The sequence below is a fragment of the Ramlibacter sp. genome, from assembly GCF_029866045.1.
In the GTDB taxonomy this organism is placed as follows: Bacteria; Pseudomonadota; Gammaproteobacteria; order Burkholderiales; family Burkholderiaceae_C; genus Ramlibacter.
In genome coordinates this window covers 43,644-70,230 of the sequence record NZ_JARXAB010000080.1, presented here as the reverse complement: position 1 = coordinate 70,230, position 26,587 = coordinate 43,644, and the positions used below count along the sequence as shown (strand labels likewise).

General features: G+C 65.0%; 20 protein-coding genes. 12 read left to right on the top strand and 8 right to left on the bottom strand.

Annotation, left to right across the window (positions count from 1 at the left end; translation table 11 throughout):
• Both QE494_RS09330 and QE494_RS09325 read left to right on the top strand, forming a co-directional pair.
• The coding region (locus tag QE494_RS09330; protein ID WP_300042709.1) for a dTDP-4-dehydrorhamnose 3,5-epimerase family protein at nt 1-291 on the top strand (291 nt) is incomplete at its 5' end.
• A gap of 412 nt (nt 292-703) precedes the next feature.
• Nucleotides 704-2,239 carry a carbohydrate-binding protein gene (locus QE494_RS09325; protein ID WP_300042707.1) on the top strand — a complete coding sequence of 512 codons (1,536 nt, stop codon included), beginning with the start codon at nt 704-706 and terminating at the stop codon, nt 2,237-2,239.
• Nucleotides 2,240-2,373: 134 nt separating this feature from the next.
• Here QE494_RS09325 and QE494_RS09320 read toward each other — a convergent pair whose 3' ends face one another.
• Nucleotides 2,374-3,402: an ABC transporter substrate-binding protein gene (locus QE494_RS09320; protein WP_300042705.1), complete on the bottom strand. Its 1,029-nt coding sequence runs from the start codon at nt 3,400-3,402 to the stop codon at nt 2,374-2,376.
• Between the two features lie 184 nt (nt 3,403-3,586).
• Here QE494_RS09320 and QE494_RS09315 point away from each other — a divergent pair, with 184 nt between their 5' ends.
• The 5 genes from QE494_RS09315 to QE494_RS09295 all read left to right on the top strand — a co-directional run bounded on the left by QE494_RS09315 (nt 3,587) and on the right by QE494_RS09295 (nt 10,060).
• Nucleotides 3,587-4,774, top strand: coding sequence for an acetyl-CoA C-acyltransferase family protein (locus QE494_RS09315; protein ID WP_300042703.1), 1,188 nt, complete (start codon nt 3,587-3,589; stop codon nt 4,772-4,774).
• A gap of 151 nt (nt 4,775-4,925) precedes the next feature.
• Entirely contained in the window at nt 4,926-7,061 is a 2,136-nt protein-coding gene (locus tag QE494_RS09310) for a PP2C family protein-serine/threonine phosphatase (protein ID WP_300042701.1), read from the top strand.
• Nucleotides 7,058-7,984 carry a transporter substrate-binding domain-containing protein gene (locus QE494_RS09305; RefSeq protein WP_300042699.1) on the top strand — a complete coding sequence of 309 codons (927 nt, stop codon included), beginning with the start codon at nt 7,058-7,060 and terminating at the stop codon, nt 7,982-7,984. Before QE494_RS09310 ends, QE494_RS09305 begins: the two co-directional genes overlap by 4 nt.
• Nucleotides 7,981-8,829, top strand: a complete 849-nt coding sequence (locus QE494_RS09300; protein ID WP_300042697.1) for a class I SAM-dependent methyltransferase — start codon at nt 7,981-7,983, stop codon at nt 8,827-8,829. Before QE494_RS09305 ends, QE494_RS09300 begins: the two co-directional genes overlap by 4 nt.
• Before the next feature lie 103 nt (nt 8,830-8,932).
• Complete coding sequence (locus QE494_RS09295) at nt 8,933-10,060, top strand: NAD(P)/FAD-dependent oxidoreductase (RefSeq protein WP_300042695.1); 1,128 nt, start codon at nt 8,933-8,935, stop codon at nt 10,058-10,060.
• On the opposite strand, the gene QE494_RS09290 is transcribed toward QE494_RS09295, so the two are convergent.
• Nucleotides 10,011-11,081 carry a quinone-dependent dihydroorotate dehydrogenase gene (locus QE494_RS09290; protein ID WP_300042692.1) on the bottom strand — a complete coding sequence of 357 codons (1,071 nt, stop codon included), beginning with the start codon at nt 11,079-11,081 and terminating at the stop codon, nt 10,011-10,013. The genes QE494_RS09295 and QE494_RS09290 overlap by 50 nt on opposite strands.
• A gap of 37 nt (nt 11,082-11,118) precedes the next feature.
• On the opposite strand from QE494_RS09290, the gene rpiA reads away from it, so the two are divergent.
• Nucleotides 11,119-11,790, top strand: a complete 672-nt coding sequence (gene rpiA / locus QE494_RS09285; protein WP_300042690.1) for a ribose-5-phosphate isomerase RpiA — start codon at nt 11,119-11,121, stop codon at nt 11,788-11,790.
• Nucleotides 11,791-11,793: 3 nt separating this feature from the next.
• Here the strand turns inward: rpiA and QE494_RS09280 are convergent, their stop codons facing one another.
• From QE494_RS09280 to QE494_RS09260, 5 genes are all read right to left on the bottom strand, one after another.
• Nucleotides 11,794-12,276, bottom strand: coding sequence for a type III secretion system chaperone (locus QE494_RS09280; RefSeq protein ID WP_300042688.1), 483 nt, complete (start codon nt 12,274-12,276; stop codon nt 11,794-11,796).
• A 437-nt stretch (nt 12,277-12,713) separates the two neighbouring features.
• A complete protein-coding gene (locus QE494_RS09275; RefSeq protein ID WP_300042686.1) occupies nt 12,714-14,744 on the bottom strand; it encodes a M3 family metallopeptidase in 2,031 nt (676 codons plus the stop codon).
• A 116-nt stretch (nt 14,745-14,860) separates the two neighbouring features.
• On the bottom strand, nt 14,861-15,712 hold the full coding sequence (locus QE494_RS09270; RefSeq protein WP_300042684.1) for a bifunctional methylenetetrahydrofolate dehydrogenase/methenyltetrahydrofolate cyclohydrolase: 852 nt from the start codon (nt 15,710-15,712) through the stop codon (nt 14,861-14,863).
• 103 nt (nt 15,713-15,815) lie between these two features.
• Nucleotides 15,816-16,442 (bottom strand): response regulator transcription factor, encoded by a 627-nt coding sequence (locus tag QE494_RS09265; RefSeq protein WP_300042682.1) that lies wholly within the window; start codon nt 16,440-16,442, stop codon nt 15,816-15,818.
• A complete protein-coding gene (locus QE494_RS09260; protein WP_300042680.1) occupies nt 16,439-18,988 on the bottom strand; it encodes a PAS domain S-box protein in 2,550 nt (849 codons plus the stop codon). Before QE494_RS09260 ends, QE494_RS09265 begins: the two co-directional genes overlap by 4 nt.
• Before the next feature lie 230 nt (nt 18,989-19,218).
• On the opposite strand from QE494_RS09260, the gene aceE reads away from it, so the two are divergent.
• Genes aceE through lpdA form a run of 4 tightly spaced genes read left to right on the top strand, consistent with a single transcriptional unit; the run spans nt 19,219 to nt 25,770 of the window.
• Entirely contained in the window at nt 19,219-21,924 is a 2,706-nt protein-coding gene (aceE, locus tag QE494_RS09255) for a pyruvate dehydrogenase (acetyl-transferring), homodimeric type (protein ID WP_300042678.1), read from the top strand.
• Nucleotides 21,925-21,962: 38 nt separating this feature from the next.
• The gene (gene aceF / locus QE494_RS09250) at nt 21,963-23,318 is read left to right on the top strand and encodes a dihydrolipoyllysine-residue acetyltransferase (protein ID WP_300042676.1); all 1,356 of its coding nucleotides are present in this window, start codon (nt 21,963-21,965) and stop codon (nt 23,316-23,318) included.
• Between the two features lie 23 nt (nt 23,319-23,341).
• Nucleotides 23,342-23,935, top strand: coding sequence for an MFS transporter (locus tag QE494_RS09245; protein ID WP_300042674.1), 594 nt, complete (start codon nt 23,342-23,344; stop codon nt 23,933-23,935).
• Nucleotides 23,932-25,770 carry a dihydrolipoyl dehydrogenase gene (gene lpdA, locus QE494_RS09240; protein ID WP_300042672.1) on the top strand — a complete coding sequence of 613 codons (1,839 nt, stop codon included), beginning with the start codon at nt 23,932-23,934 and terminating at the stop codon, nt 25,768-25,770. The genes QE494_RS09245 and lpdA overlap by 4 nt, the downstream gene beginning before the upstream one ends.
• 124 nt (nt 25,771-25,894) lie before the next feature.
• Here the strand turns inward: lpdA and QE494_RS09235 are convergent, their stop codons facing one another.
• Nucleotides 25,895-26,509 carry a C40 family peptidase gene (locus QE494_RS09235; protein WP_300042670.1) on the bottom strand — a complete coding sequence of 205 codons (615 nt, stop codon included), beginning with the start codon at nt 26,507-26,509 and terminating at the stop codon, nt 25,895-25,897.
• Between the last annotated feature and the right edge of the window lie 78 nt (nt 26,510-26,587).

The following is a 26,587-nucleotide window of genomic DNA, read 5'->3' as shown; positions in this document are numbered from 1 at the left end:
CGCAGTTCACCCCGGTTCGGCCAGTGGGTGGGCGCCCGGCTCTCGGCAGAGGACAAGCAGCAGCTCTGGATTCCTCCGGGCTTCGCCCACGGCTTTCTGGTGTTGTCGGACACCGCGGAGTTTCTCTACAAAACCACCGACTACTACGCGCCTGCGGCCGAGCGCTCCCTGGCCTGGGACGATCCCCAGGTGGGTATTCGGTGGCCACTGGCCGATGTGGGCGGCACACCCAGCCTTTCGGCCAAGGATGCGCAGGCCCAGTCTTGGGCCGATTGCGACAAGTTCGACTGAGCACGCGGCGGATTTCGGCCTCCTCGCACGGGGCCCTCGCCTCTGAACCCGTGTCTGAGGCCTGCGCTTTGGCCTCGGTTGATCGCGCCAGCGGCCGAATCAGGCGTTTCTATCCGTAAGTTCTGCGCGGGGGTACGGGCCCATTCCTCTGCCCATCTGTAAACCCTGTGCCATCCGCTTACTGTTCAGCAGAACATTCCTACATCCTGTCGGACAGGTCCTACTAGAGTCCCTCCATCGCCTGATACGGCCCCGCTCTGGGGTGTGGCTGGACGCCACGACACCGACAGGCGATTTCCCGCGGCCTCCCTGGCAACGCATGCAGCAGCTGAGCTGCACATGTGCTGGGCGAAGCCTTGCCTGATGAAACCGACTCAAGAGCGTCCACGCGACGCAGCAGGACCCCACTGACATGCAACAAAGTGCTCGACTCAACTCCAAAACTTCCTCCACGCTGGCCCGACTTCGCCGAGGGATCGGCAGCGGCATCGGCCGCGGGATCCATCGCGGGATTCACCGCACCCGAATCGCTGGTGCGGCGCTGGTGGCCATCGGTGCCATCAGCGGCTTGTTCGGCGCGGGCGGCGCCTCGGCTGCGGAGATCAGCCCCTACTTCCAAGGCTACAGCGTCGGGAGCCTGGTCGACGCGCTGCGCAACGACGGCCTGACCCATACGACCCTGGCATTTGCGGTGACGCGTGGGAGCTGCGCCTTCGACCCCTACATCACGGACCGCATGGCCGATGCCCGCAACTACAAGGCAGCCGGCGGGAACCTGATCATTTCCATGGGCGGCGCCGATGGCGTGTACGCCGAAGTTGCTTGCACCGACGATCAGATGTTTGCCTTGATGGATAAGCTGATCACCGACTCAGGCACGCGCCGTATCGACTGGGACGTGGAAGGCCAGCAGCTGAGCAACCTGGACGCCACCGCCCGGCGAAACCGGGTGCTGCTGCGGCTGAAGGCCAAGTACCCCGACCTGCAGACCTCCTTCACCCTTCCGGCCTGGCTCAACGGTCTACAAGCCGATGGTATGGCCATGATGCGGCAGACGATCGCCGCCGGCGTGCAGGTCGACCGGGTGAATGTGATGCTCATGACCTTTGGCGCCGAGAACCTGCGCACCATGGTTTCTCCTGCGACCCTGGCGCAGGCGGTGATCAACGGCTATGAGGCTGCCATCATGCAGTTGGTAAGCCTTTACCCGGCCAAGTCGCGGGCGCAGATCCACGCCATGGCCGGCATGACGCCCATGATCGGTGTCAACGACGATGCCACCGTGTTCACGCTCGCGGATGCCCAGGCCGTGGCCAATTACGCTAAGGCCAGTGGCACCGGCATGATCGGCTACTGGTCGTTCCAGCGTGACCGGGCGCAAGACCGTACCGGCATGGGCTCGGTCAACGACTATAGCGGCGTGGTGCAGACCCAGGCGCAGTTTCTGCGGATCTTCAAGTCCGCCGAAGGACCGGTGAGCGCCCCGGCGCCCGCGCCGGTGGTCAGTCCTTCGCCCGCGCCGGTGATCAGTCCCGTACCTGCGCCGGTCATCACCCCCACGCCGGTCCCGGCGCCTCAGCCGGCACCCGCGCCAGCTCCCGTGACTTCCCCGCCGAGCGCGCCAGTCCCCACGACTTGCGCCGCCTGGGATCCCGCCAAGTGGTACACGGTCGGCACCAAGGTCACCCGTCTGGGCAAGACCTATGTCGCCACCGGGGCGAATCAGAACTCGCAGCCCGAATGGACACCCTCCCACTGGGCGGTCACCACCAGCTGCAGCACCCCCGTGCCCGCGCCGGTTTGTACCGGGGCATCCTGGGTGATGGGCAAGTCCTACGTCGCTGGCGCGCTGGTGAGCTACAACGGGCGCCTGTACAAGGCCAAGTTCGACAACCCCGGCTACAACCCGACGATCAGCACCTACTACTGGGCGCCTGTGACCTGTTGAGTGGTATCCCGGCATTCGCCGGGTGCGGGCGGTGCGAGGGGCGGTGACCCTGACCGCCTGCCACGAACCGAAAAAAATGGCGCCCCTCGGGGCGCCATTCGCATAAGTTCTCGGCGCAGGCCGAGGGGAGTCGATCAGCGCGGCTGCGACTCGACTTCCTTGATCCAGCGGTCTACCAAGCGCCTGCGCTCGGCGGCCTTGCCATACTTTTCGAAGTCGTAGCGGACCAGGCGGACGTTGTCGATCGACGGAATACGCGGGTCGGGCTTGAAGGTTTTGTTGGCCGGCACCTGCAGGCTGTTGGCACGCGCGCCGACTTGCTGGCCGGCGGGGCCCATCAGCCAGTCGTAGTAGCGACGGGCTGCATCCTTGTTGCGGGCGCCTTTGACCAGAGCAATGCCGCCGATCTCGTAGGAGGTGCCCTCGCATGGCCCTGCTGACTCGACCGGGAACTTGTTGGTGATGCGCTCGTTGTCGAACCCGAAGATGAAGCTCACTCCCACAGCCACGTCGCCCTTGGCCACGTCGCGGGCCTGGGCCTGGCCGCTGCGGGTATAGGAGGCGACGTTGCGGTGGAGCTTCTTCATGTAGTCAAAGGCGGGTTCTTCGCCCATGAGCTGAACCAGCCCCGCCAGGATGGTGTAGGCGGTGCCGGAGGATGCCGGGTGGGAGATGCCGATCTCGCCCTTGTAGCGCGGGTCCAGCAGATCCTTCCAGCACTTGGGGGCGGGAAGGTTCTTCTTCTTGAGGAGCTCGGTGTTCCAGCCGAAGCCGATCGCGCTGGTGTAGAAGCCGCCCACGTAGTTCTGGCTCATCGCGTACTGCCGCACTGACCAGGTGTGCAGGTCCTTGAGGTAGTCGGGGCGGTATTGGTCGAGCAAGCCGACTTCGGCCGCCTGATAGAACGGGTCGCCGGTGCCGCCCCACCAAATGTCGGTCTTGGGGTTGGCGGCCTCGGCGCGCAGTTGTGCCAGAGCCTCGCCGGTGGGCTTATGGGTTTGTAGCACCCGGATGCCAGTGGCGGTCTGGAATTCGCGGGCAGCCAAATCGCACCAGCTGGCGTCGGTGCTGCACAGCGCATTGACGGTGTTCTGGGCGTGCGCGGCGGGGGCCAGCGTGCCCAGGAGGGCCAGCGCCAGGCTGGCTAGGACGGGACGGATCATCGCGGGGTACTCCAAATAACAGACAACGATGACAACTGTAACCGCTACAAGATTCGATCCAGTGCTGTCCTCGGGCCGTCGTTGGGCGTCCTTGGAGCGTCACGCGGCAGGCAGATCCAGCTGGAACGGGCGCGACACTACAGCGGCGACAATAGAGGGACGAGAATTTTCAGGAAAGACCCCCATGAGCCAGCAAGAAGTCTTCATCGTTTCCGCCGCCCGCAGCGCGATCGGCACTTTCGGCGGCACCCTCAAGGACACCCCCCTTTCCGAGCTGGCCACGACGGTCGTCAAGGCCGCCGTCGAGCGAAGTGGCGCGCCTTTGGACGCTTTCGGCCATGTGGCCATGGGCAACGTTATTCCGACCGAGCCACGCGACGCCTACCTGAGCCGGGTGGCCGCCATGCAGGCTGGCCTGCCGCAGGAGGTCCCCGCCTTCAACGTCAACCGTCTGTGCGGCTCCGGACTGCAGGCCATCGTGTCTTCCGCCCAGGCCATCATGCTCGGCGATGCGCACGTGGCGGTTGGCGCGGGCGCTGAGTCCATGTCGCGTGGCCCCTACCTGGCGATGAACGCCCGCTGGGGTCAGCGTATGGGGGATATGCAGATGGCGGACTACATGCTCACCATCCTGCATGACCCCTTCCACCGGATTCACATGGGCGTCACCGCCGAGAACGTGGCCGACGCCCACGGCATCACCCGGGAGCAGATGGACGCGCTGGCGGTCGAGAGTCACCGGCGTGCTGCCGCGGCCATCGCGGCCGGCCGCTTCACCGAGCAGATCGTTCCGGTTCTGGTGAAGTCCCGCAAGGGCGATATCGCCTTCACGACCGACGAGCACGTCAAGGGTGACACCACGCTCGAGGTACTTGCCAAAATGAAGCCGGCCTTCCGCAAGGAGGAGGGCCGTGTCACTGCGGGCAACGCCTCGGGCATCAACGACGGCGCCGGTGCGCTGGTGCTCGCCAGTGCCGAGGCTGTCCGTACGCATGGCCTCAAGCCCATGGCCCGTTTGGTGGCCTATGCCCATGCTGGGGTCGACCCCAAGGTCATGGGCATCGGCCCGGTTCCGGCCAGTCGCCTGGCGCTTGAGCGGGCCGGTCTTCGGGTTCAGGACATGGACGTGATCGAGTCCAACGAGGCCTTTGCTGCCCAAGCCTGCGCGGTGGCCAAGGAGTTGGGTTTTGACCCGGCCAAGGTCAACCCGAACGGCTCCGGTATTTCTCTTGGCCACCCGGTGGGCGGGACCGGCGCGATCATCACCACCAAGGCGCTGTACGAGCTTGAGCGGGTCAAGGGGCGCTACGCTTTGGTCACCATGTGCATTGGCGGTGGGCAGGGGATCGCGGCGATTTTTGAGCGGGCGTGATTGGCAGGGTGGGGCGTGGCGGTCTCGCCCGCCCTGTTACCGCTGGCACTTTCAGGTTCCGTGGCGCAATTGATTTTGAGGCCAACTCGCGAGAAAAATAGTACTTCCATATGTAATCGTAAATGTTTATGCTGGGTTCAGGAGGACCGGCATGGACGGAAGGCAGGACGAAGAGGCGCAGGGCACCGGGCCCCGAACCCAGGTCACCTTTTTTCGGAATTACAACCGCACGCTCGGAGCGGCCTACGCCCTGTTGCTGGTCGGGCTGGCTGGCTTTTTCAGTTGGCAATTGTCCGAGGCCTTCGATGACGAGCTGGTCTTCGTTCGTGGGCAGCTCGAGCGACATTCCCAGTTTCTTGAATTCGTGCTTCGCTCCTCAGGAGACGAGATTGAGAGGCTCCGCCTCGTCGCCTCAGCAGAGCGCGAGAGTGGTCGGGCATGCCGGGAGGGCCGCCAGGAAGCCCTCCATAGCGATCTGCGCAGCGAAGCACGGGGCCAGTCTGGCGACCCAACGCGCGCGGCGGCACGCTCTGGCCCCGGCGCCCAGCTCCCCGCAGAATCTGTCGGTTTCCATCGAGACCAGACCCGCGCGCCCGACGCCGGCGGCAACCTGATCGGTGCGGGTCCGCTGGTCGGCCGCAGTCAAGACTTTTATTGCGACCTGGGCAGCGCTCTGGCCGTCGGTGGGCAGTTTCAGGGCCTGTCCTTTCACCTCCCTCACGCTGCGCGGGTTCGCTTCATTGCCACCGAGCGCTTCCATCTCGTCTACCCCTGGCAAAGCTCGGAACGGATTCCGTTCAGCGCCGACCTGTACCGCGACCCGGTGTGGACCCTGGCGCAGCCCCAGGCCAACCCGGACCGGCGCAAATTCTGGGCGCCCCCCTTCTTTGGTGGCCCGGAGGTCGGGCTGCTTGCACCCGTGGCCGCACCCGTCACCAGCGGGGATCGTTTTCTGGGGGTGGTCGCCATCGACATGAGTCTGGACTACCTGAACCGGGTCAATGGCTACTTCGGGTACCCGCTGGGTACCGTGGCGGTGGTGGACGACCGAGGCCATGTCATGGCCCACCCAGGTGTGTACGCCGACCCCTTGGCAGTTCGCTCCCCCGCAGGGCTGGAGCAGGCGGTCCCTGCGCAACTCTTACCCACTGTTTCGGCACTGGCTGCACTGCCGGCGGGGGAGCCGGTGTTTCGAGCTGGCTGGATCTTGGTGCAGAGGCCCTTCGTCTCCGCTCCCTGGTACCTGGTCTATGCCGTGCCTCAGCGTGCGATCTGGCAAAAGCTGCTGCTCGAGCGAGCGCCTGGCATGGCGGCCGCCTTGCTGGCCCTGGCGCTCATCATGGCAATCAGCTACGCCCTGACCCGCCGCGAGTTCGTGGGTCCGGCCGCCCGTCTTGTCGAGTACGTTGCGGCGGCCAGCACGCTGCGGGGCAGCGCCATGCCCAAGGTGCCGCAGGCCTGGTTGCCCTGGTTCGAGGCGGTCGGCCGTGCCTTTGGTGAGTCGCTGCAACTGGGTAGCCTGCGCAAAGAGTTAGACATCGCCGCCCGCCTCCAGCAGGCCATCCTTCCGCGGCAATGGCCCCAGGACACCCGCTACTCGCTGTGGGGGGCGATGCAACCGGCCAAGGACATTGGCGGCGATTTTTACGACCACTTTCCGCTGGGCGATGGCCGCCGCGGCCTGGTGGTGGCCGACGTGAGCGGCAAAGGGGTCTCTGCCGGCCTGTTCGGCATGGTGTCGAAAACCCAGTTGCGGTCCCTGGCCACCCATCGCCTGCTGGGGCCGGCCACCACACTTTCCGAGGTCAACGAAGCCCTGTGTGTCGACAACGACGCGGCGATGTTTGTCACCGCCTTCTACGCCCAGTATGACCCGGTCGACGGAACCCTGAGCTACACCAACGCCGGCCACCCGCCACCGCTGTTGGTGCGCAAGGATGGCGCCCAAAGCTGGCTCGGCCGCTCCGATGGGCCAGCCCTTGGGGTGGTCGAGGGCGCACGCTACGGTGAGCGTTCGGTCACCCTGGCGCCCGGGGACATGCTGGTGATCTTCACCGACGGTGTCAGTGAGGCCATGGACCTGGTGGGCCGGGAGTTCGGGCTGCCGCAAGTAGGTACCCGGTTCGAGCACTCCGAGACGAACTCGGCGCGCGAGGCGGTCGAGCATCTGCAGGCCGCAGTTGCCGCTTTCTCCGCAGGGGCCGAGCAGGCCGACGACATCACCTGCGCGGTTCTGTTCTGTCATGGGCTCGGGCTCGGGCTCGGGCTTGACGAGGAGGTGGCATGAATACGCGCAACGGATGGGCCTGGACTTTCTACCTCGGTGTGCTGCTGGCCGCAATCCTTGCCGCCTGGCTGGGGGCTGGCTTTTGGGCGGCGGCCCATGCCAGTGGTCACCCGGACCGTTTGGCCGAAATCCGCCAGCGCGGGGTGTTGGTGGTGGGCGTGAAAAAGGATGTGCCACTTTGGGGGCAGTTTGACCCGCGCAGCGGGCGGATTGTCGGTCTCGAGCCAGACCTTGCCGCCAACCTAGCCGAGCGAATGGGGGTGCGGCTGGAACTGGTGCCCTTGCTCACCGCCGAGCGCCTGCCTGCCATCGAGGAGCGGCGGGTTGACCTGATTCTGGCGACCCTGTCGGACACCCCGGAGCGACGCCAGCGCCTGACCCTGGTGCTGCCCCATTACTACGCTTCCGGAGTGAACGTGCTGGCCCGTAAGAGCGCAGGCTTTCGGGAATGGACCGACCTGCGCAACCGCCGGATCTGCGGCCGGCGTGGCGCCTTCTACAACCGGGCCATCACCGTCAGCTCTGGGCTGGACGTGGTCGCGCTTTACGACAACCGGCTCTCCATTGCCAGCTTGCGCGAGGGCCGCTGCGAGGGCCTGCTCTATGACGACACCAACATCGTCGCCATGCTCCAGGAGCCGGCCTGGTCGCGTGATTTCGAGATGCCTCTGCCCACCCTGTTCACCACGCCCTGGTCAATTGGCCTGCATCGGGACGATGCCGGAAGTGCGCTGGCAGACCTTGTTTCCCAGGCAGTCGTCGATTGGCATCGAGCTGGCCTGATCGCCGATCTGGAGCGCCGCTGGGGCATTCCGGTCTCTGCCTACACCGCTCGCATGCAGAGCCTCTGGCGCCAGCGCAGCGACCAGGGTTGGTACTGTGGGCCACGTGTGACCCCAGCGACGCCATCGGAGTGCCTGTGAGCGCCAGGCAACCGGCCTGTGCTGGCGAGGACGCGCCAGACGCTGATCTGGCCGCGACCTATGACCTGTACTTCGCGTCACGCCACTATGAGCACCGCTACCCGGTACCCAACCCGGCCACATTGGCCTTCTTGCGTGAGCAGGGCCTGGACCACGCCCGATCCCTGCTCGACCTGGGCTGCGGCAATGGACGCTACGCGCTGGCCCTGCTTGGCCCCGGGTGCGCTTCGCTCACCGGCTGTGACCCGTCCCAGGGTGCGCTGGCGCAGTTCCGCCTGCACTTGCAAGGGCACCCTCTGGGGGCTCAGGTTCGTTTGGTGCACGGCGGCGTCGAGGCTTTGGCCCCAGGCGATCGCTTTGATGTTTTTCTTATGCTGTTTGGCGTTTTGGGCCTGATCGGCGACCGCGCGTGCCGGGTCCGCGTTCTGAGGGCTTTACGAGCGCACTGCTTGCCGGGGGCGCGCCTGGCGCTCACCGTCCCCAATGCCTGGCGCCGCTTTCCTGGCGCGCGGGTGCGCGCCTGGTGGGAGTCTCTGCGGCATGCCGGGTCTGCGCTAGGCGTTGGTGACGTTCGCATCTGGCGCCACTTCGGGGGCAAGGCGCATGCCTTCCGATACCACCTGTTTGTGCCTGCTGGGTTGCGCGAGGAGCTGGCCGAAGCGGGGTGGAGGCTTGTCTTGCTCGAAGCGGAAGGGGTTTTCCCCGAGTCCCTGGTGTGCCGCTGGCCCTGGCTCGCCGCCATCGACCGATACCTGCGCCGGATCACCCCAGCCCCTCTCGGCTATGGCATGCGGGCGCTTGCAGTCCCGACACAGGAACCCTCAGCAACCCATCATGAGTCGTGAGGCCAGCCGCTAAGATCTTTGGCATGAGCTCCCTTCTTCCCGAGGTCTCCCCCGTACTTGCCGACCCGACCCTGGGCATCCCGGACGCTCGGGCGACTGCCTGATGGACCGTATCGACGCACTGGTCATAGGCGGTGGCGTGGTGGGTCTGGCGGTGGCCCGCGCGCTGGCTCGGGCGGGGCACGAGACCTTGGTCGCCGAAGCTGGCGAGGCAATTGGGCAGGGCGTGAGCGCCCGCAACAGCGAAGTGATCCACGCGGGCCTCTACTACCCACCGGGCTCACTCAAGGCCCGCCTGTGCGTGCGCGGGCGGGAGCTCCTGTATGCGTTCTGCGCGGAGCAGGGCGTGAACCATCGACGCTGTGGCAAGCTGGTCGTCGCCAATGACGCCAGTGAGGTGCAGGCCTTGCGCGCGCTGCAGGCGAGGGCGCAGGTCAACGGGGTCGTGGTCGAGTGGCTGGACGGCAACGCGGCCCGGGCACTGGAGCCCGCCCTGCGTTGCGAGGCCGCGCTCCATTCGCCCGCCACGGGCATCGTCGACAGCCATGGGCTCATGCAGGCGTTGCTGATGGATTTCGAGCGCTACGGCGGTCTCGTCGCCCTGGGCTCGGCGGTGGCGGGCGCACGCTTGGCGCAGGGTGGTGGCGATCATCAGGTGCACCTGGTCGATGGGCATTCGGTGCAAGCCGGCTGGCTGGTCAACGCCGCGTCCCTGGACGCCTGCCAGCTGGCACGTCGCTTCGAGGGGCTGGACCCGAGTCATGTACCCCTGCCGCGCCTGGCCAAGGGCAACTACTTTTCCTTGGCCGGCAAGGCGCCGTTTTCTCGCTTGATTTACCCCGCGCCGGCAGACGCCTGGTTGGGCGTTCATCTGACCTTGGATTTAGGGGGCCAGGCACGCTTCGGGCCCGACCTCGAATGGCTGCCAGGCGAGGATCCGACGGCCATCGACTATGCGGTGGACCCGGCCCGCGCCGAGACCTTCTACGCCGAGGTCCGCCGCTATTGGCCGCAATTGCCCGACGGGGCATTGCAGCCCGCCTACAGCGGGGTGAGGCCCAAGATCCACGGTCCGCAGGAAGCTGCCCCGGACTTCCGGCTCGACGGTCCGGCGCGCCATGGCATTGCCGGCCTCGTCAACTTGTTTGGCGTGGAGTCCCCGGGGCTGACCAGCGCCCTGGCTATCGGGGAGTGGGTCGCCGATCTCGCAGGGCCTGCGCGGCCTCGCTGACCAGCTCAGGACCCCGGTAAATCAGGCCGGTATAGACCTGCACCAGGTCGGCGCCAGCCGCCATCTTGGACACCGCGTCGTCGCCGCTCATGACGCCGCCCACCCCGATGATCGGAAACTGCGGACCCAGGATCGCGCGCAATTGGGCGATGACCCGGTTGCTGGCCGCCAGCACTGGCGCACCCGACAAGCCGCCGGCCTCCTCGGCATGCGCGAGGCCCTGCACCGCGTCCCTGGCGATCGTGGTGTTGGTGGCGATCACGCCGTCCATGCCATGCCGGCGTAGTGTGGCGGCGATGACCTGCACCTGGGCCTCGTCCAGGTCGGGTGCGATCTTGACGAACAGGGGAACGCGACGCCCCTGTGCTGCGGCCAGTGCCTCACGGCGCTGGGCCAGGGCGCCCAGCAGGCCGTCCAAGGCCTCGTCGGACTGCAGGGCCCGGAGGTTCTTGGTGTTGGGGCTGGAAATGTTCACGGTGACATAGTCCGCATGCGGGTAGACGCCCTCCAGACCGATCAGGTAGTCGTCCGTTGCGCGCTCAATGGGCGTGGCGGCGTTTTTGCCAATGTTGAGCCCGAGTACCAGGCCGGGCGCCTGGCCCCCCGCGCGCTGGCGCACAGCCGAATGACGCACATTGGCAATAAAGGCCTCTAAGCCGTCGTTGTTGAAGCCGAGGCGGTTGATCAGCGCCTGGGCCTGCGGCAGGCGGAACATGCGGGGCTTGGGGTTGCCCGGTTGCGGCAGCGGGGTCACGGTGCCGACCTCGACGAAGCCGAAGCCCATGGCGGCAAACCCATCGATGCAGCGGGCGTTCTTGTCCAGCCCCGCGGCCAGGCCCACCCGGTTCGGAAAGCGCAAACCGGCGATCTCCACCGGGTCCTCCACACGGCGGGCTTGCCAGAGGGCCTGCAGCGGTGTGCCTTGCAAACGGGACAGTGCGGCGAGGGTGGCGTCATGGGCGCTCTCGGCGTCCAGGCAGAAGAGGGCAGGTCGGGCAAGGGCGTAGGGCAGCAGGGCCATGGATAATTCCGGCTTTATTTCCAGCCAGGATTGTCGCGTGACTCAGGATGAATTGAAGACGCTGGTCGGCCAGGCCGCCTTGCGCTATGTGGTGCCCGGTGAAATCGTGGGCGTGGGCACCGGTTCGACCGTCAACAAATTCATTGAGGCCTTGGGCAGCATGCGCCACCAAATCCCCGGTGCGGTTTCCAGTTCGCTGGCTTCCACCGAGCGCCTACAGGCTTTGGGGATTCGGGTTTTTGATGCCAATGAGGTGGGGGAACTGGCTGTCTATATCGACGGGGCCGACGAGATCGATGGCCGTGGCTTCATGATCAAGGGCGGGGGTGCAGCCCTGACCCGGGAAAAGATTGTCGCCGCGCAGTCGCGCCAGTTCATCTGCATCGCCGACGAGTCCAAACGCGTTCGGGTGCTGGGACGCTTCCCTGTCCCTGTCGAGGTGATCCCGATGGCCGCCCGCCAGATCAGCCGGCGCTTCGCAGCCCTGGGTGGCCAGGCGCTGTTGCGGCTCAAGGACGGCCAACCTCTGGTGACCGACAACGGCCAGCACATTCTGGATGTGAGTGGCCTGCAGATCCAGGAGCCACTGGCGTTTGAGTCCGAGGTCAACCAGTGGGCCGGTGTGATCACCGTGGGCATATTCGCCCACCAAAAGGCTGCTGTGTGCCTGCTCGGGACGGCCAGGGGCGTCGAGACCCTGGCCTACTGAGTCTTAACCGAAGATCGCCGCGCCGTCTTGGCCGGCCATCGGGTGCGCTGGAGCTGACATCAGTTCCTCCGTGCCAGCGGCGATTTCAGGCAGGCGCTTTTTCCAGCGTTCGGTCTGATTGACGAAGCCCTCGACCCACTTCTCAAAGCCCGATTCGTCCAGCACTGCGATGGGGCGCCGGTCGGCCAGGATGATGCCGCCGGTGAGTTCCTCGAGGCCGAGGGTCGCACCGTCGGTTCGGTGCCAGTAGAGGTTGGCGATCATCATCTCGCGCATGACGCGATCGGTCGATTCGGCTGGCATCTCGTCAAGGTAAGCGGAGAGGATGAGTTGCCCTCCATTAGCGTCGAATTCGATGTTCAGAACGATGTTTTCGTCAAAAAGGAGAACACAGCTGTGGGTCACATCATCCAGCTTGAGTTCTGGCAGATTGAGGGTCTTTCCGAGGCTGGTGATCAATTGCTCGGCAATGGCGCGGTGATTCATGGAATGCCTTTCGGTCGGGGCGGATGAGGATGGGTGAAAAATCATGAGGGGTGGAGCCGTCGTACGCCCCGGGCCGCGGCCAACCGGCGCCAGCGGGACCGCAGGCGCCGGATGCGGCCGATCAGGCGCGAGGCGAGTCCGGGCGGATCGAACTGTGGATGGCCGCTGGGCATGCGCCACTCTGTGTGCGGTTCTGCGCAAGTGCCCAGAGGGTCGAGGGCCGCCAGAGTGCTGGCCTGACCCAGATGCGACAGGGGCGGGCTCGTCGGCTGGTGCACGAGTGGATGCCGTGGGGTCTGTCGCGGCGTGTGCGCCGGCTTGTGCATGAGGCTCCTCCGTTTCCTGTGATGCAGCCGGCAGAGGCCAGCCGACCTTTCAGTAACGCAGGGTCTCGTGGTGTTCCCGGGCTTAGAGTCACCCGGTGGCCGGCGCGAGGCTCAGGCCATTCCCTGGTGCCGCAGCAGGGCGTCGAGTTGCGGCTCGCGCCCGCGGAAGGCTCGGAACGACTCCATCGCCGGGCGGCTACCGCCCACCTCCAAAATCGCCTCGCGGTAGCGGCGGCCGGTCTCCCGGCTGGGGTTGCCTTCGGCGTCCATGCTCTCCTCGAAGGCGGCATAGGCGTCGGCCGAGAGCACCTCCGCCCACTTGTAGCTGTAGTAGCCCGCCGCGTAGCCACCGGCAAAGATATGGCTGAAGGTGTTGGCGCTTCGGCTGAAGGCGGGGGGTTGAATCACAGCCACCTCGTCACGCACTTGCTTGAGTAGCGGCATGAAGTCTTGCGCCGGGTCATGCTCGGCGTGCAGCCGCATGTCGAACAGCGAAAACTCGATCTGGCGCAAGGTCTGCAGGCCGCTTTGGAAATTACGCGCGGCGAGCATCTTGTCAAACAGCGCTCTGGGCAGGGGTTGCCCCGTCTCCACATGGGCTGTCATATGGCGCAGAACGCTCCACTCCCAACAGAAGTTCTCCATGAACTGGCTGGGCAGTTCCACAGCGTCCCATTCAACGCCGCTGATGCCCGAGACGTCATGCTCCTTGACCTGCGTGAGCAGGTGGTGGAGCCCATGGCCGAACTCGTGAAAGAGGGTGATGACGTCGTCGTGCGTGAGCAGCGGGGGTTGGCCATTCACGCCCTCGGCGAAGTTGCACACCAGGTGCGCGACTGGCAGCTGGAGCCGGCCGTCGTCGGGGCGCAGCCAGCGGGCTCGGACATCGTCCATCCAGGCGCCGCCTCGCTTGCCTGCGCGGGCGGCGGGGTCGAGGTAAAACTGACCAATGGTTCTGCCGCTGCGCTCGAGTCGGAAGAACTCGACACCAGGGTTCCAGGTCGCGGCTTGGTCCCTGCGAATCTCAACCTCAAAGAGCGTCTCGACGATCTTGAACAGCCCCGCCAGCACCTTGGGGGCGGTGAAGTACTGCTTGACCTCCTGCTCGCTGAAGGCGTACCGGTCTTCCTTGAGCTTTTCGGCCAGGTAGGGCCAGTCCCATGCCTGTGGCTCGGCCAAGCCGAGACTGCGGGCGGCAAAGGCGCGCATATCGGCCAGATCGCGCTCGGCGTGGGGCCGGGCCTTGCTCGCCAGCTCGCGCAGGAAGGTAGCTACCTCGGCAGGAGACTTTGCCATCTTGGGGACCAGTGACACCTCGGCGAAGTTGTCGTAGCCGAGCAGGCGCGCCTCTTCGCGCCGAAGCGCGAGCAACTCGCGGATGATGGCGTCATTGTCAAAGCGGGCGAGGTCGCCGTCGGCCTGGTCGCTGGCTCGGGTGACATAGGCCCGGTACAGGCGCTCGCGGAGCTTGCTGTCGTGACCAAACTGCATCACCGGCAGGTAGCAGGGCATCTTCAGCGTGAGCTTGTGACCGTCTTTCCCTTCGGCCTGCGCGGCGGCGCGTGCCGCATGGACCACATCGGCAGGCACGCCAGCCAATTCGTCCTCCTGAGCGTAGTACGCCCAGGCATCGGTAGCGTCGAGCGCGTTCTCGCTGAACTTCTGCCCGAGCTCGGCCTGGCGCTCCTGGATTTGCGCAAATCGCAACTTGGCCTCACCGGTGAGCTCTGCGCCGCCCAGGATGAAGTTGCGCATCGCGTTCTTGTGGGCCTGGTGCTGCTCGGAGTCCAGCGTGGCAGTGTCGATCGCCTTGTACTTGGCGTAGAGCCGTTCGTCGCTGCTCAGGCGCGTCCAGAAGTCGGTCACGCGGGGCAGGGCCGCGTTGTAGGCGGCCCGCAGTTCAGGCGTGTCGGCCACGCCGTTGAGATGGCTGACCGTACCCCAGGCCCTGCCGAGGCGTTCGGTGGCGACATCGAGGGTCAGGGCCAGCGCGTGCCAGTCGGCAGGGAAGTCCGCTGCGGTGACCCGCTCGAGAGCTTGTTCGCAGTCGACCAGGAGGGTGTCGACCGCCTCCGCGACATGCTCCGGGCGGATCCGGTCAAAGAGGGGGAGATCGGTGAAGTCGAGGAGTGGATTGCTCATGCCGCATATTTTGCGGCAAGGCGCGGGGCTTCAAGAGCGAGAGGGCTTTGCAGCCGGTGATCGACGCTCCATCGGGTGCATCCAGCGGACTGGGCGCTGAGCGACACAGACACGGCTCAGGCGTTGGCCCGCTCGGCCGCCTCCAAGGTGTTTACCAAGAGCATCGCCCGGGTCATTGGGCCAACGCCTCCTGGCACGGGGGTGATCCAGCCGGCTACCTGGCGCACACCATCGAAATCGACATCGCCGCAGAGCTTACCTTCGTCGTTGCGGTTCATGCCGACGTCAATCACCACCGCCCCGGGCTTGACCATGTCGGCGGTCAGCACGTTGCGCTTGCCTACCGCAGCGACGATCACGTCCGCCTGGCGGGTGAGGGCGGCCAAATCGGCCGTGGCGCTGTGGCAAATGGTCACGGTGGCATTTTTCTGCAGAAGCATCAGGGCCATCGGCTTGCCCACGATATTGCTTCGGCCAATGACGACCGCGTGTTTGCCGCGCAGGTCGTAGCCAATCGACTCGAGCATCTTCATACAGCCATAGGGCGTGCAGGGCCAAAAGCCAGGTTGCCCCACCATGAGCGCACCGGCGCTGGCCACGTGAAAGCCATCTACATCCTTGGCCGGGGAAATGGTCTCGATGACCTTTTGGGTGTCCATGTGCTTGGGCAGGGGCAATTGCACCAGGATGCCGTGCACCAGAGGGTCGGCGTTGAGCGCGCGGATTCGATCGAGCAGGGCGCCTTCAGACAGATCCGCCGGACAGGTTTCGAGGGTGGCCTGCAGGCCGGTTTCAGTGCTGTCTTTGACCTTGTGCTTGGTGTAGACCTGACTGGCCGGGTCTTCACCTACCAAAATAATGTGGAGCTTGGGCTCCACGCCACGTGCCTTGAGTGCCGCAGTGCGGTGTGCCACCTCGGCGCGGATTTTTCGGGAAAGGTCGTTGCCGTCTATCAGGTGGGCGGTCATGGAGTGGCCTTGAAAAGAAAGCCGCCCGCAAAAGCGGGCGGACTTCATGGAATGGGCGGGGGTCCGGGGAAGCGGGTGTTTGGTCGCTCGGGGGTTTGGTTACTCAAGCCTTGACTGCCGCCTGGCCCAGGGCAATCTTGAGCAAATCGGCCACGGTGTTCGCGTTGAGCTTTTCCATGATGTTGGCGCGATGCGCCTCCACCGTCTTGATGCTGATTCCCAGGTCGTCGGCGATTTGCTTGTTCAGGCGTCCGGCAACGATACGTTCGAGTACCTGACCCTCGCGCGAGGTGAGCTTGGCCAGCAGGGCGTCTCGGCTGGCCGCACTCTGGTGGTCGGCGAAGGTTGACTTGGCGTGATCGAGCATTCGCTCGACCAGACCCAGGAGTTCGCTCTCCTTGAAGGGCTTCTGGATGAAATCCATGGCCCCCTTTTTCATCGTGCCCACCGCCATGGGCACGTCGCCGTGGCCGGTGACGAACACGACGGGCAGGGGTGAACGGCGTTCGATCAGTTTGTCCTGAAGTTCCAAACCGGTCATTCCGCCCATGCGGATGTCGACAATCAGGCAGGCGACCTCTCGCGGGTCATAGCGCGAGAGAAAGGCCTCCGCTGACTCGAAGCAACGCACCCGGTAGTCCTTGCCTTCCAGCAACCATTGGACGGAGTCGCGCACGGCCTCGTCGTCGTCCACGACGTAAACGGTGCCCCGCTTTGGAATCAGACTCATGCAGTCACCCCGGTACTCTTGTCGGTCATGTCTCGCGTGGCGCCAGGCTCGGGAATCCAGAAGGAAAACACGCATCCGGCAACTTCGGCGCCATTGTAGATGTTCTTCGCGTCCATCCTTCCCTGGTGGGACTCGACGATCGAGCGGCACAGGTTCAGGCCAATGCCCATGCCCTCGGCCTTGGTCGAAAAGAAGGCCTCGAACAGGCGCTCCATCACCTCCGGCGCAAGGCCGCGGCCAGAGTCGCGCACCGTGAACTCCACGCCCGCAAGCCCTTCGATCGCCTGCCTCACCACCCGCAACTCGACGTTGCGAAGGGGCGCTGGCCGGTTGGCCGCGTTGATGGACTCGGCGGCATTCTTGAGCAGGTTGACCAGCACCTGCTCGATCAGGATCGGGTCAACCAGCAGCTTGGGCAGGCGCGCTGCTACGTAGTGCGACAGCCGGACGTTGTGCCGGCGCAGCTCGATTTCAGCCAGTTCGACAGCCTCGCCGACCATGTTGTCGACCTCGGATTCGGTGCGATTGGGTTCACTGCGTTTCACGAAGCTGCGAATACGCTGGATGATCTGGCCGGCGCGCTGGGCCTGGCGGGCGGTCTTGTCCAGCGCCGCGAGCAGGTCGGCCTCCTCGATCTGGCGGCCCTTGATTCGCGACACCATGCCGTTGCAATAGTTGCTGATAGCGCTGAGCGGCTGATTGAGTTCGTGCGCCACGCTGGAGGCCATTTCGCCCATGGTGATCAGGCGGCTGGCAGTTTGGGCACGTTCGGCCTGTTGCGCCGCCAGCGCCTCGGCCCTGCGACGGGCGGTGATGTCGGTGGCAATGACCATCTGCGCCAGCCGGCCGTCCACCCAGGTGAGGTAGCGGGTTCGGACCTCGAGCCACTTGTCGAGGCCCACGACAAAGATCTCTGCGCTCTCCGACTGAACGCTCTCGATTGCGTCGGCGGGAAGGCCGGCCAGGGCATCGACCTCATCGCTGGTGGCCTCGCGCTCTGCCTCGCTGGCCGATGGCGCCGGGCGGCCGGCATCGGCCACTAGGGCCAGGTGGCCCTGGCTCAAGCCGCCAAACCATTGCCGGTACAACTTGTTGGCAAAGACAAGTTCCTCGCTACCCAGAGGGGCCACCGAGACCGAGGCGTCCAGCGCCTCCATCACCGCTGTGAAGCGCTGGTGGGCGGCTTCGAGTTGCGCGCGAGTTCGATTGGGCTCTGTGATGTCGGTGACCGAGGTCATCCATCCGGTTTGATTGCCCTTGGCGTCTACGAGAGGCGAGACATACATGCGGGCGTCGAACAGGCTGCCGTCCTTGCGCTTGACTCGAACTTGGAAGCCGCCCGGGATGGTCCGCCCTCTGAGCTCGTCTTCGAGGCGCGCAGCCAGTACTTCGCGGTCCGCGTCTGGCCAGTAGGGGAAGGGAGGCATGAGCCCGATCAGCTCCTTCTCGCCCCAACCGGTCATCTGGCAGAACGCCGGGTTCACGTAGGTGATGCGGCCATGCAGGTCCAGGGCCCGCATGCCGGTGAGCATGGAGTTTTCCATGGCCCGGCGGAAGGTGGTCTCCGCCAGCAGCGCGCGCTGGGCCTGGAGCCGGCGGCGGGTATGACGCCAGTTGCCAATCAGTGTCCAGGCGGTCAGCCCGCTGAGCGCCAGAACCAGCCAAAAGAGGCCGGTGCCGATCAGGCCCTGCGAAGTTCGCCACGCCTGCGCCCGCAGAACGAGGCCATTGCCGACGGGCGAGATGGGCACTTCGTAGGCGTTGATGCCCTCGTCGATCCAAGGCAGTCGGGCCGCTAGCCGGGGTGCCACCGATGAGCCCGCGAGGAGTTGGTTGTGGGCGTCCAGCAGGGCGACCGCGTATTTGGCGGAGACTTCGGGCGGGACCGCGTAGCGCAGCACACTCTCGATGGAGTATTCGGCCAGCAGCACACCGATGAAGCGGTTGCGGTCGCCCAGGGGGATGTGCAGTTGCAGCAGTCCGCCATTTTCCGTTCCCGCCGCCGGTTGTGAGTAGACCGGTTGCATCAGTTCGCGCGCCACTCCGAACATCGCCTCGGCCTCGGTGCCCCGGAGAGGCTCGCCCGGAACCCGTGGCGTCAGTGCAAGCGGGGTCGGCGCAGCGTGGCTTGAGCGCACCCGTCGGCGCTCGTCCACCCAGCTCAGGGTTTGCAGCTCGGGAAACTGCAGCGCGAGTACTTCGGCGCGTTTGGGGAATTCGGAGGGGGCCACCTCGAGGTTGTTCATGTCATGCGCCAGGCGCATGAGTTGCTCCTGCCGCTCGAGGAGTCGAAGTCGCATCCGCTGCTGCGCGTATTCGACATCGCGCTTGATCGCTTCGGTCTCGCGCTCTTGTTCCTCGAGGCGCAGGTAGGAAAAGGCAGTGACGATGGCCGCGAGGAACAACACGACCGCGATCAGGGGCGCGAGCATGGCAAAGCGGTCCTGTCGCGCAGCAGATTGCTTGCGCCACCAACGGCGCAGCCCAGGCACCGGCGGCTCGATGTCCTGTGGGTCTGGGGTGGGGGCGTTCGGAGTGAGTGGCATGCCGGTGCTGAGTGTAGGCGGGCAGGCCCAGGTACTTCTACTTCAGTTCGTCCGGTGAAGCCGGCCTTCGCGTTGGCTCGCAGGCCGCGCCATTGCTGCAATGCCACATGAATATATTGCTATATGAAATAGGGTGGCGCTATTCGAAATCAGTGTGTTTTGTGTCAAACTTCTGGACGAACGGCGATCCCGTTCCGTTACAACCCAGCTGCCAACAAGGAGACAAGCCAATGTCAGCTCAGCCAGACCACCTGTTCGGCTCCGCTTCCAATGACCCTGATTCCCAGGAAACCCGGGAGTGGATCGACGCGCTGTCGGCGGTCATCGCCACCGAGGGGCGTGAGCGCGGCCATTTTCTTCTGGAGCAGCTGCTTGAGCAGGCGCGCCAACAAGGCATCGACCTGCCTTTCTCGGCCAACACCGCCTATGTGAACACCATCGAGCCCGAGGATGAGACCCGCGCCACCGGTAACCTGGAGATGGAGGAGCGCCTGCGCGCCTTCATGCGCTGGAACGCGATGGCAATGGTGGTCAAGGCCAACCGCCTCGACCCCGCCGACGGTGGCGACCTGGGGGGGCACATCAGCTCCTTCGCATCACTGGCGACGATGTTTGGCGCCGGCTTCAACCATTTCTGGAAAGCCGAGCAGGGCGATAAGGGGGGCGACTGCCTCTACATCCAGGGCCACAGCGCGCCCGGCGTCTATGCCCGTGCGTTCCTGGAGGGGCGGATCTCGGAAGACCAACTGCTCAACTTCCGGCAAGAGGTCGAGGGCAAGGGTCTGTCGTCCTACCCGCACCCGAAGTTGATGCCGGAGTTCTGGCAATTCCCTACTGTGTCCATGGGGCTGGGACCGCTCATGGCGATCTACCAGGCGCGTTTTCTTAAGTATCTGCACGCCCGCGGAATTGCCGACACCTCCGGTCGCAAAGTATGGGCCTTCCTGGGTGACGGCGAGATGGACGAGGTTGAGAGCCTGGGTGCCATTGGCGTGGCCGCGCGAGAAAAGCTCGACAACCTGATCTTCGTCGTCAACTGCAACCTGCAGCGGCTTGACGGCCCGGTACGTGGCAACGGCAAGATCATCCAGGAGCTCGAGGGCGAGTTCCGAGGTGCTGGCTGGAACGTGATCAAACTGATCTGGGGCTCTTATTGGGACCCGCTCTTGGCCCGCGACAAGGACGGCATCTTGCGCCAGGTGATGATGGACACCCTGGACGGTGACTACCAGGCGATGAAGGCCAACGACGGCGCCTTCGTGCGCAAGAACTTTTTTGGGCGGCATCCCAAGCTGCTGGAGATGGTGGCCCACATGTCCGACGATGACATCTGGCGCCTCAACCGCGGCGGCCACGATCCGCAAAAGGTCTATGCAGCCTATGACGCGGCGGTGAAGCACCAGGGCGAGCCGACGGTGCTCCTGATCAAGACCGTCAAGGGCTTCGGCATGGGCAAGGCAGCCGAGGGCAAGAACATCGCCCACCAGGCCAAGAAGCTCACCGACGAGGACATCAAGGTCTTCCGCGACCGCTTCAACATTCCGATCCCCGACGAGAAGCTGGCCGAGATTCCTTTTTACAAGCCAGCCGACAACACGCCCGAGATGCAATACCTGCACGAGCGCCGCAAGGCCCTGGGCGGTTACCTGCCCGCCCGTCGCACCAAGGCCGACGAGCAGCTCAAGGTGCCCGGTCTCGATGCCTTCAAGGCGGTGATCGAGCCCACCGCCGAAGGCCGCGAGATCTCCACGACGCAGGCCTATGTGCGCTTTTTGACGGCGCTGCTGCGTGACAAGGAAATGGGCCCGCGTGCGGTTCCCATTCTGGTCGATGAGGCCCGTACCTTTGGCATGGAGGGCTTGTTCCGCCAGATCGGCATCTACAACCCCGAGGGCCAAAAGTACACCCCGCAGGACCGTGACCAAGTCTCCTACTACAAGGAGGAGGTTAACGGCCAGATCCTGCAGGAGGGCATCAACGAGGCCGGCGGCATGGCCAGTTGGATCGCTGCGGCAACGTCATATTCGACGAACAACCGCATCATGGTGCCGTTCTACATCTACTACTCGATGTTTGGCCTGCAGCGCGTGGGCGACCTGTGCTGGGCGGCCGGCGACATGCAGGCCCGTGGCTTCCTGCTGGGGGGCACCTCCGGGCGCACCACCTTGAACGGTGAAGGCCTGCAGCACGAGGACGGCCACAGCCACATCCTGGCGGCCACCATTCCCAACTGCATCTCCTACGACCCCACCTTCGCCCACGAAGTGGCGGTGATCATGCAGCATGGCCTGCAACGCATGGTGGAGAAGCAAGAGAACGTCTTCTACTACCTGACCTTGCTCAATGAGAACTACCCGATGCCTGGCCTGGTGGCGGGCACCGAGGAGCAGATCATCAAGGGGATGTACCTGTTCAAGGCAGGTGGTAAGGGCAAGCAGCAGGTGCAACTTCTGGGCTCTGGCTCGATCTTGCGTGAGTCCCTGGCGGCCCAAGAAATCCTCGAGAAGGACTGGGGCGTTTCGGCCAGCGTCTGGAGTTGCCCTAGCTTCAACGAACTCGCACGCGAGGGCCAGGACTGCGAGCGCTGGAACCTGTTGCACCCGACGGAGAAGGCCCGTGTGCCCTTTGTCACCCAGCAGCTGGAAAAGAGCGCCGGGCCGGTGATCGCCTCGACCGACTACATCAAGGCGTACACCGAGCAGATTCGCCCCTACATGCCCAAGGGCCGCAGCTACAAGGTGCTGGGTACCGATGGTTTTGGCCGCAGCGACTTCCGCAGCAAGCTGCGCGAGCACTTCGAGATCAACCGCCACTACATCGTGGTCGCCACCCTCAAGTCCCTTTGTGACGAGGGCGTGGTGCCAGCGACCAAGGTGGCCGAGGCGATCCAGAAGTACGGCATCAAGACCGACCGGGTGAACCCGCTGTACGCCTGAGCGCGCGGCGAGCCTGAACAAGAACGGAGAACACGCAAATGGCGCTGATCGAAGTAAAGGTCCCCGATATCGGGGATTTCAAGGACGTGGCGGTGATAGAACTGCTCGTCAAACCCGGTGATACCGTCAAGGTCGAACAATCCCTGATCACCGTCGAGTCCGACAAGGCCTCGATGGAAATCCCGTCGGCGGCTGCCGGCGTGGTCAAGGAGCTCAAGGTCAAGCTGGGTGACAAGCTCAACATCGGAGACCTGGTCTTGCTGCTCGAAGGCGCGGCCGCCCCGGCTGCCCCGGCGGCCACGGTACCTTCGGCGCCTCCGGCGGCACCGACAGCTACGCCGTCCATGCCTGCAGCCGCGAGCCCAGTAGCTGCCACACCACCGCCAGCGGCAACGCCCGCGCCGGCCCCCGAGCGCCTGGCACCTACCGCGTCCCTGCCGCAGCATCAGCCCGGCGCGCCTACCGGTGCATTGCCTCATGCCTCTCCGTCGGTGCGCAAGTTTGCGCGCGAACTCGGCGTGCCGCTGGACGAGGTCAAGGGCTCTGGGCCCAAGAGCCGTATCACCCAGGAAGATGTTCAGGCCTTCACCAAGGCCGTGATGAGCGGTGCGGCCAGCACGAAGGCGGCCACGGCCAAGGGCGGTGCCGGCGGCGGCGAGGCCTTGGGCCTGCTGCCCTGGCCGAAGGTCGACTTCGCCAAGTTCGGGCCCGTGGAGCGCAAGGACCTCGGGCGCATCAGGAAGATCAGTGGCGCCAACCTGCACCGCAACTGGGTGATGATTCCCCATGTCACCAACCACGATGACGCCGACATCACCGAGCTAGAGGCCTTCCGCGTTCAGATGAACAAGGAGAACGAGAAGTCCGGCATCAAGATCACCATGCTGGCCTTCCTGATCAAGGCCTGTGTGGCCGCGCTCAAGAAGTTCCCCGAGTTCAACAGCAGCTTGGACGGGGAGCAGCTGGTCTTCAAGCAGTACTTCCATATCGGCTTCGCGGCGGATACGCCCAATGGCCTGGTGGTACCAGTCATCAAAGACGCCGACAAAAAGGGCATCTTGCAGATCAGCCAGGAGATGTCCGACATGGCCAAGAAGGCCCGGGAGGGAAAGCTCGGTCCCGCTGACATGCAGGGCGCGGGCTTCACCATCTCCTCGCTGGGTGGGATTGGCGGGCGTTACTTCACGCCCATCATCAATGCCCCCGAGGTGGCGATTTTGGGTGTCTGCAAGAGCCAGACCGAGCCGGTCTGGGACGGCAAGCAGTTCCAGCCTCGCCTCATGCTGCCGCTGTCGCTGTCGTGGGACCACCGGGTGATCGACGGCGCGTCTGCGGCGCGCTTTAACGCCTTCCTAGGCCAGGTGCTGGCGGACTTCCGCCGGGTGCTGCTCTGAGCCTCACCCACCGAGACTGAGCCATGACCACTGTCGTCGTCGTCCGCAAGAATGGCCAGGTCGCGATTGCTGCCGACACCCTGGTGACCTTCGGCGACACGCGTCTGAGCCACAGGCTCGAGGACAACAGCAAGATCTTCCGCGTCGATACCGAGGCCGGCCCCAGCTATATCGGTATGGCAGGGACCGTGGCGCACTTTCCGGTGCTGCGCAAGGCCTTGGCGACGCTGCCCCAGGAGACGCTGCAATTCGGGAGCAAGTCGGAGGTGTTTGACACCTTCACCAAGCTGCACCCTTACCTCAAGGACAACTTCTTCCTTCAGACCAAGGAGGAAGACCATGACCCCTACGAATCCAGCCAGTTCAGCGTGCTGATCGCCAATGCCTCGGGCATCTACGGCCTCTACAGCTACCGCGAGGTGTTTGAGTTCAAAGAGTACTGGAGTATCGGCTCCGGCCGCAGCTTTGCCCTGGGCGCGATGCACGCTGTCCATGGCAAAGCCAAGTCAGCACGCGAAGTGGCCGTCGCTGGCCTGGCCGCCGGCTGCGAGTTCGACCGCAACTCGGCGGGGCCGTGGGACGTGTTCACACTTAAATCCAAGGAAAAACAATCATGAGCCTGGTCGAAGTGAAAGTGCCGGACATCGGCGACTTCAGTGAAGTCGCCGTCATCGAGTTGCTGGTGCAGCCCGGCGACTCGGTCAAGCTCGAGCAGTCCCTGGTCACCGTGGAGTCCGACAAGGCCTCGATGGAGATTCCCTCCACCCATGCTGGCGTGGTCAAGGAACTGCGGGTCAAGCTCGGAGACAAGGTCGCCGAGGGCTCGGTGCTGGTGCTGATGGAAGTGGCTGAAGGGTCCTCCGCGGTGGCAGGCCCTGCCGCTGGCAACGCCCCCATCAGCCATGCGCCCGCCAGTGCCTCCGCCCCTGCGTCGCCTTCTGTGTCGTCACCCGCCGTGACCGTCGCCTCCGCAGCATCGGTGGCTGTCGCCGGCCCAGCCGCCAGCTATGCAGGCGGCGCCGATCTGGTGTGTGACATGTTGGTCCTGGGCGGTGGCCCCGGTGGCTATTCGGCCGCCTTCCGCGCCGCCGACCTCGGCATGAAGGTGGTGCTGGTCGAGCGTTACGCCACCCTGGGTGGCGTCTGCCTCAACGTGGGCTGTATTCCCTCCAAGGCCTTGCTGCACGTGGCGGCGGTGATGGACGAGGTGTCCCACTTTGAGTCCCTGGGCGTGAGCTTTGGCAAGCCGCAGGTCGACCTGAACAAGCTGCGCGCCCACAAGGGCAAGGTGGTGGGCAAGCTCACCGGTGGTCTGGCCGCGATGGCCAAGATGCGCAAGGTGACAGTAGTGCGCGGCTACGGGACCTTCCTCGATCCCTTCCACCTGAGCGTGGAAGAGACCACCGGCGACGGCCAGGAAAAGACCGGCAAAACCCAGACCCTCCAGTTCAAGCAGGCCATCATCGCCGCCGGCTCGCAGGCGGTGCGCCTGCCCTTCATGCCGAAGGACCCGCGGGTGGTCGACTCGACGGGCGCCCTGGGGCTGGCCAGCGTTCCCAAACGCATGCTGGTCCTCGGTGGCGGCATCATCGGCCTGGAGATGGGAACCGTGTACTCCAGCCTCGGCGCGCGTCTGGATGTGGTCGAGATGATGGATGGCCTGATGCAGGGCGCAGACCGCGATCTGGTCAAGGTCTGGCAGAAGATGAACGCGCCGCGCTTTGACAACATCATGTTGAAAACGAAGACAGTGGGCGCCGAGGTCACGAAGGACGGCATCCTGGTCCGTTTTGAAGGCGAGGGCGCGCCCAAGGAGCCGCAGGTCTATGACTTGGTGCTGCAAGCGGTGGGGCGCTCACCCAACGGTCTCAAGATCGGTGCCGACAAGGCCGGCGTGGCAGTCAGTGATCGGGGCTTCATTCCGGTAGACCTGCAGATGCGCACCAATGTCCCGCACATCTTCGCCATAGGCGACGTGGTCGGCCAGCCGATGCTAGCGCACAAGGCGGTGCATGAGGGCCATGTGGCGGCCGAGGCCGCTGCCGGCGAGAAGGTCGCTTTTGACGCCCGAGTGATCCCCAGCGTGGCCTATACCGACCCCGAGGTGGCCTGGGTGGGTCTCACTGAGGATCAGGCCAAGGCCCAAGGCGTTGCGATCAAGAAGGGCTTGTTCCCCTGGAGCGCCTCCGGCCGGGCCATTGCCAATGGCCGTGATGAGGGCTTCACCAAGCTGTTGTTCGACGCGACCAGTGGCCGCATCCTGGGTGGCGGCATCGTTGGTATGCATGCTGGCGACATGATTGGTGAGGTGGCCCTGGCCATCGAGATGGGCGCGGACGAGGTGGATATCGGCAAGACCATTCACCCGCACCCGACCCTGGGCGAGAGCATTGGCATGGCGGCAGAGGCTGCCCACGGCACCTGCACCGATCTTCCGCCACCGCGAAAATAACAAGCCCCACGGTTAGGCCTCAAGAATCGAGGACCCTCAGACGGCCCCCGCGGCCTCTGCGGGCGTCTGCATGGGATCCGCGCGTCACAGCCATACCGAGCGGACCCGCCCGTGACCTGCGGCCTTAGCGTGCGACAGACGGTGCGGCATCGGCTGCCGGGGCGGAGGTGAGCACCCGGCGTGCGCCGTCAAAGCGGCGCACCCAGTAGCTGCCGGCCATGTCTTCCACCCGAACTTCGGCCCCAGGCTTGGGGGCATGGATGAACTTGCCGTCACCGACATAGATGCCCACATGGCTGAAGGCTTTTTTCATGGTGTTGAAGAACACCAGGTCGCCGGGCTTGAGGTCCCGCTTGTCGATCACCTCGGTGGCCGCCGCCTGCTCTTTGGCGCGCCGTGGCAGGACCATGCCCGCGGTCTGCTCAAAGATGGCACGAACAAAACCACTGCAGTCAAAGCCGGTCTCGACCGTGGTGCCCCCCCGCTTGTACGGGACCCCCAAAAACCCCATGGCATTGAGGACCAGCTCGGAGGTCTGGTTGCGGACGGCCAGGCCGGCCTGCCCCAGGGTACCGATCAGGCCGCGCTCGGCCAGAAGCCGCCCCAAGTCGTCCTCGGACGCCGCGCCCGCCGAACCCGGCTGGACAGTGGGCGCAGCCAAGGCAGGCGCGGCCGACAGGGCCAGCGCCAAGCCCAGGGCCAGCCCGAGCGCAGCCAAGTGGTCGGAGGGTCTCTTCATGGGCATGAGCTTACCACTGTCCGGCGTCCGGTCATTTCAGCCGGGAAGGGGTAACTGCTTGATCTGCCAGTGGTTTTT

Excerpts from the sequence above, each read along its gene's own strand:
- QE494_RS09325 (WP_300042707.1), top strand. The coding sequence starts at position 704 with ATGCAACAAAGTGCTCGACTCAACTCCAAAACTTCCTCCACGCTGGCC.
- QE494_RS09320 (WP_300042705.1), bottom strand. The coding sequence starts at position 3,402 with ATGATCCGTCCCGTCCTAGCCAGCCTGGCGCTGGCCCTCCTGGGCACG.
- QE494_RS09315 (WP_300042703.1), top strand. The coding sequence starts at position 3,587 with ATGAGCCAGCAAGAAGTCTTCATCGTTTCCGCCGCCCGCAGCGCGATC.
- QE494_RS09310 (WP_300042701.1), top strand. The coding sequence starts at position 4,926 with ATGGACGGAAGGCAGGACGAAGAGGCGCAGGGCACCGGGCCCCGAACC.
- QE494_RS09305 (WP_300042699.1), top strand. The coding sequence starts at position 7,058 with ATGAATACGCGCAACGGATGGGCCTGGACTTTCTACCTCGGTGTGCTG.
- QE494_RS09295 (WP_300042695.1), top strand. The coding sequence starts at position 8,933 with ATGGACCGTATCGACGCACTGGTCATAGGCGGTGGCGTGGTGGGTCTG.
- QE494_RS09290 (WP_300042692.1), bottom strand. The coding sequence starts at position 11,081 with ATGGCCCTGCTGCCCTACGCCCTTGCCCGACCTGCCCTCTTCTGCCTG.
- QE494_RS09280 (WP_300042688.1), bottom strand. The coding sequence starts at position 12,276 with ATGAATCACCGCGCCATTGCCGAGCAATTGATCACCAGCCTCGGAAAG.
- QE494_RS09275 (WP_300042686.1), bottom strand. The coding sequence starts at position 14,744 with ATGAGCAATCCACTCCTCGACTTCACCGATCTCCCCCTCTTTGACCGG.
- QE494_RS09270 (WP_300042684.1), bottom strand. The coding sequence starts at position 15,712 with ATGACCGCCCACCTGATAGACGGCAACGACCTTTCCCGAAAAATCCGC.
- QE494_RS09265 (WP_300042682.1), bottom strand. The coding sequence starts at position 16,442 with ATGAGTCTGATTCCAAAGCGGGGCACCGTTTACGTCGTGGACGACGAC.
- QE494_RS09260 (WP_300042680.1), bottom strand. The coding sequence starts at position 18,988 with ATGCCACTCACTCCGAACGCCCCCACCCCAGACCCACAGGACATCGAG.
- aceE (WP_300042678.1), top strand. The coding sequence starts at position 19,219 with ATGTCAGCTCAGCCAGACCACCTGTTCGGCTCCGCTTCCAATGACCCT.
- aceF (WP_300042676.1), top strand. The coding sequence starts at position 21,963 with ATGGCGCTGATCGAAGTAAAGGTCCCCGATATCGGGGATTTCAAGGAC.
- QE494_RS09245 (WP_300042674.1), top strand. The coding sequence starts at position 23,342 with ATGACCACTGTCGTCGTCGTCCGCAAGAATGGCCAGGTCGCGATTGCT.
- lpdA (WP_300042672.1), top strand. The coding sequence starts at position 23,932 with ATGAGCCTGGTCGAAGTGAAAGTGCCGGACATCGGCGACTTCAGTGAA.
- QE494_RS09235 (WP_300042670.1), bottom strand. The coding sequence starts at position 26,509 with ATGAAGAGACCCTCCGACCACTTGGCTGCGCTCGGGCTGGCCCTGGGC.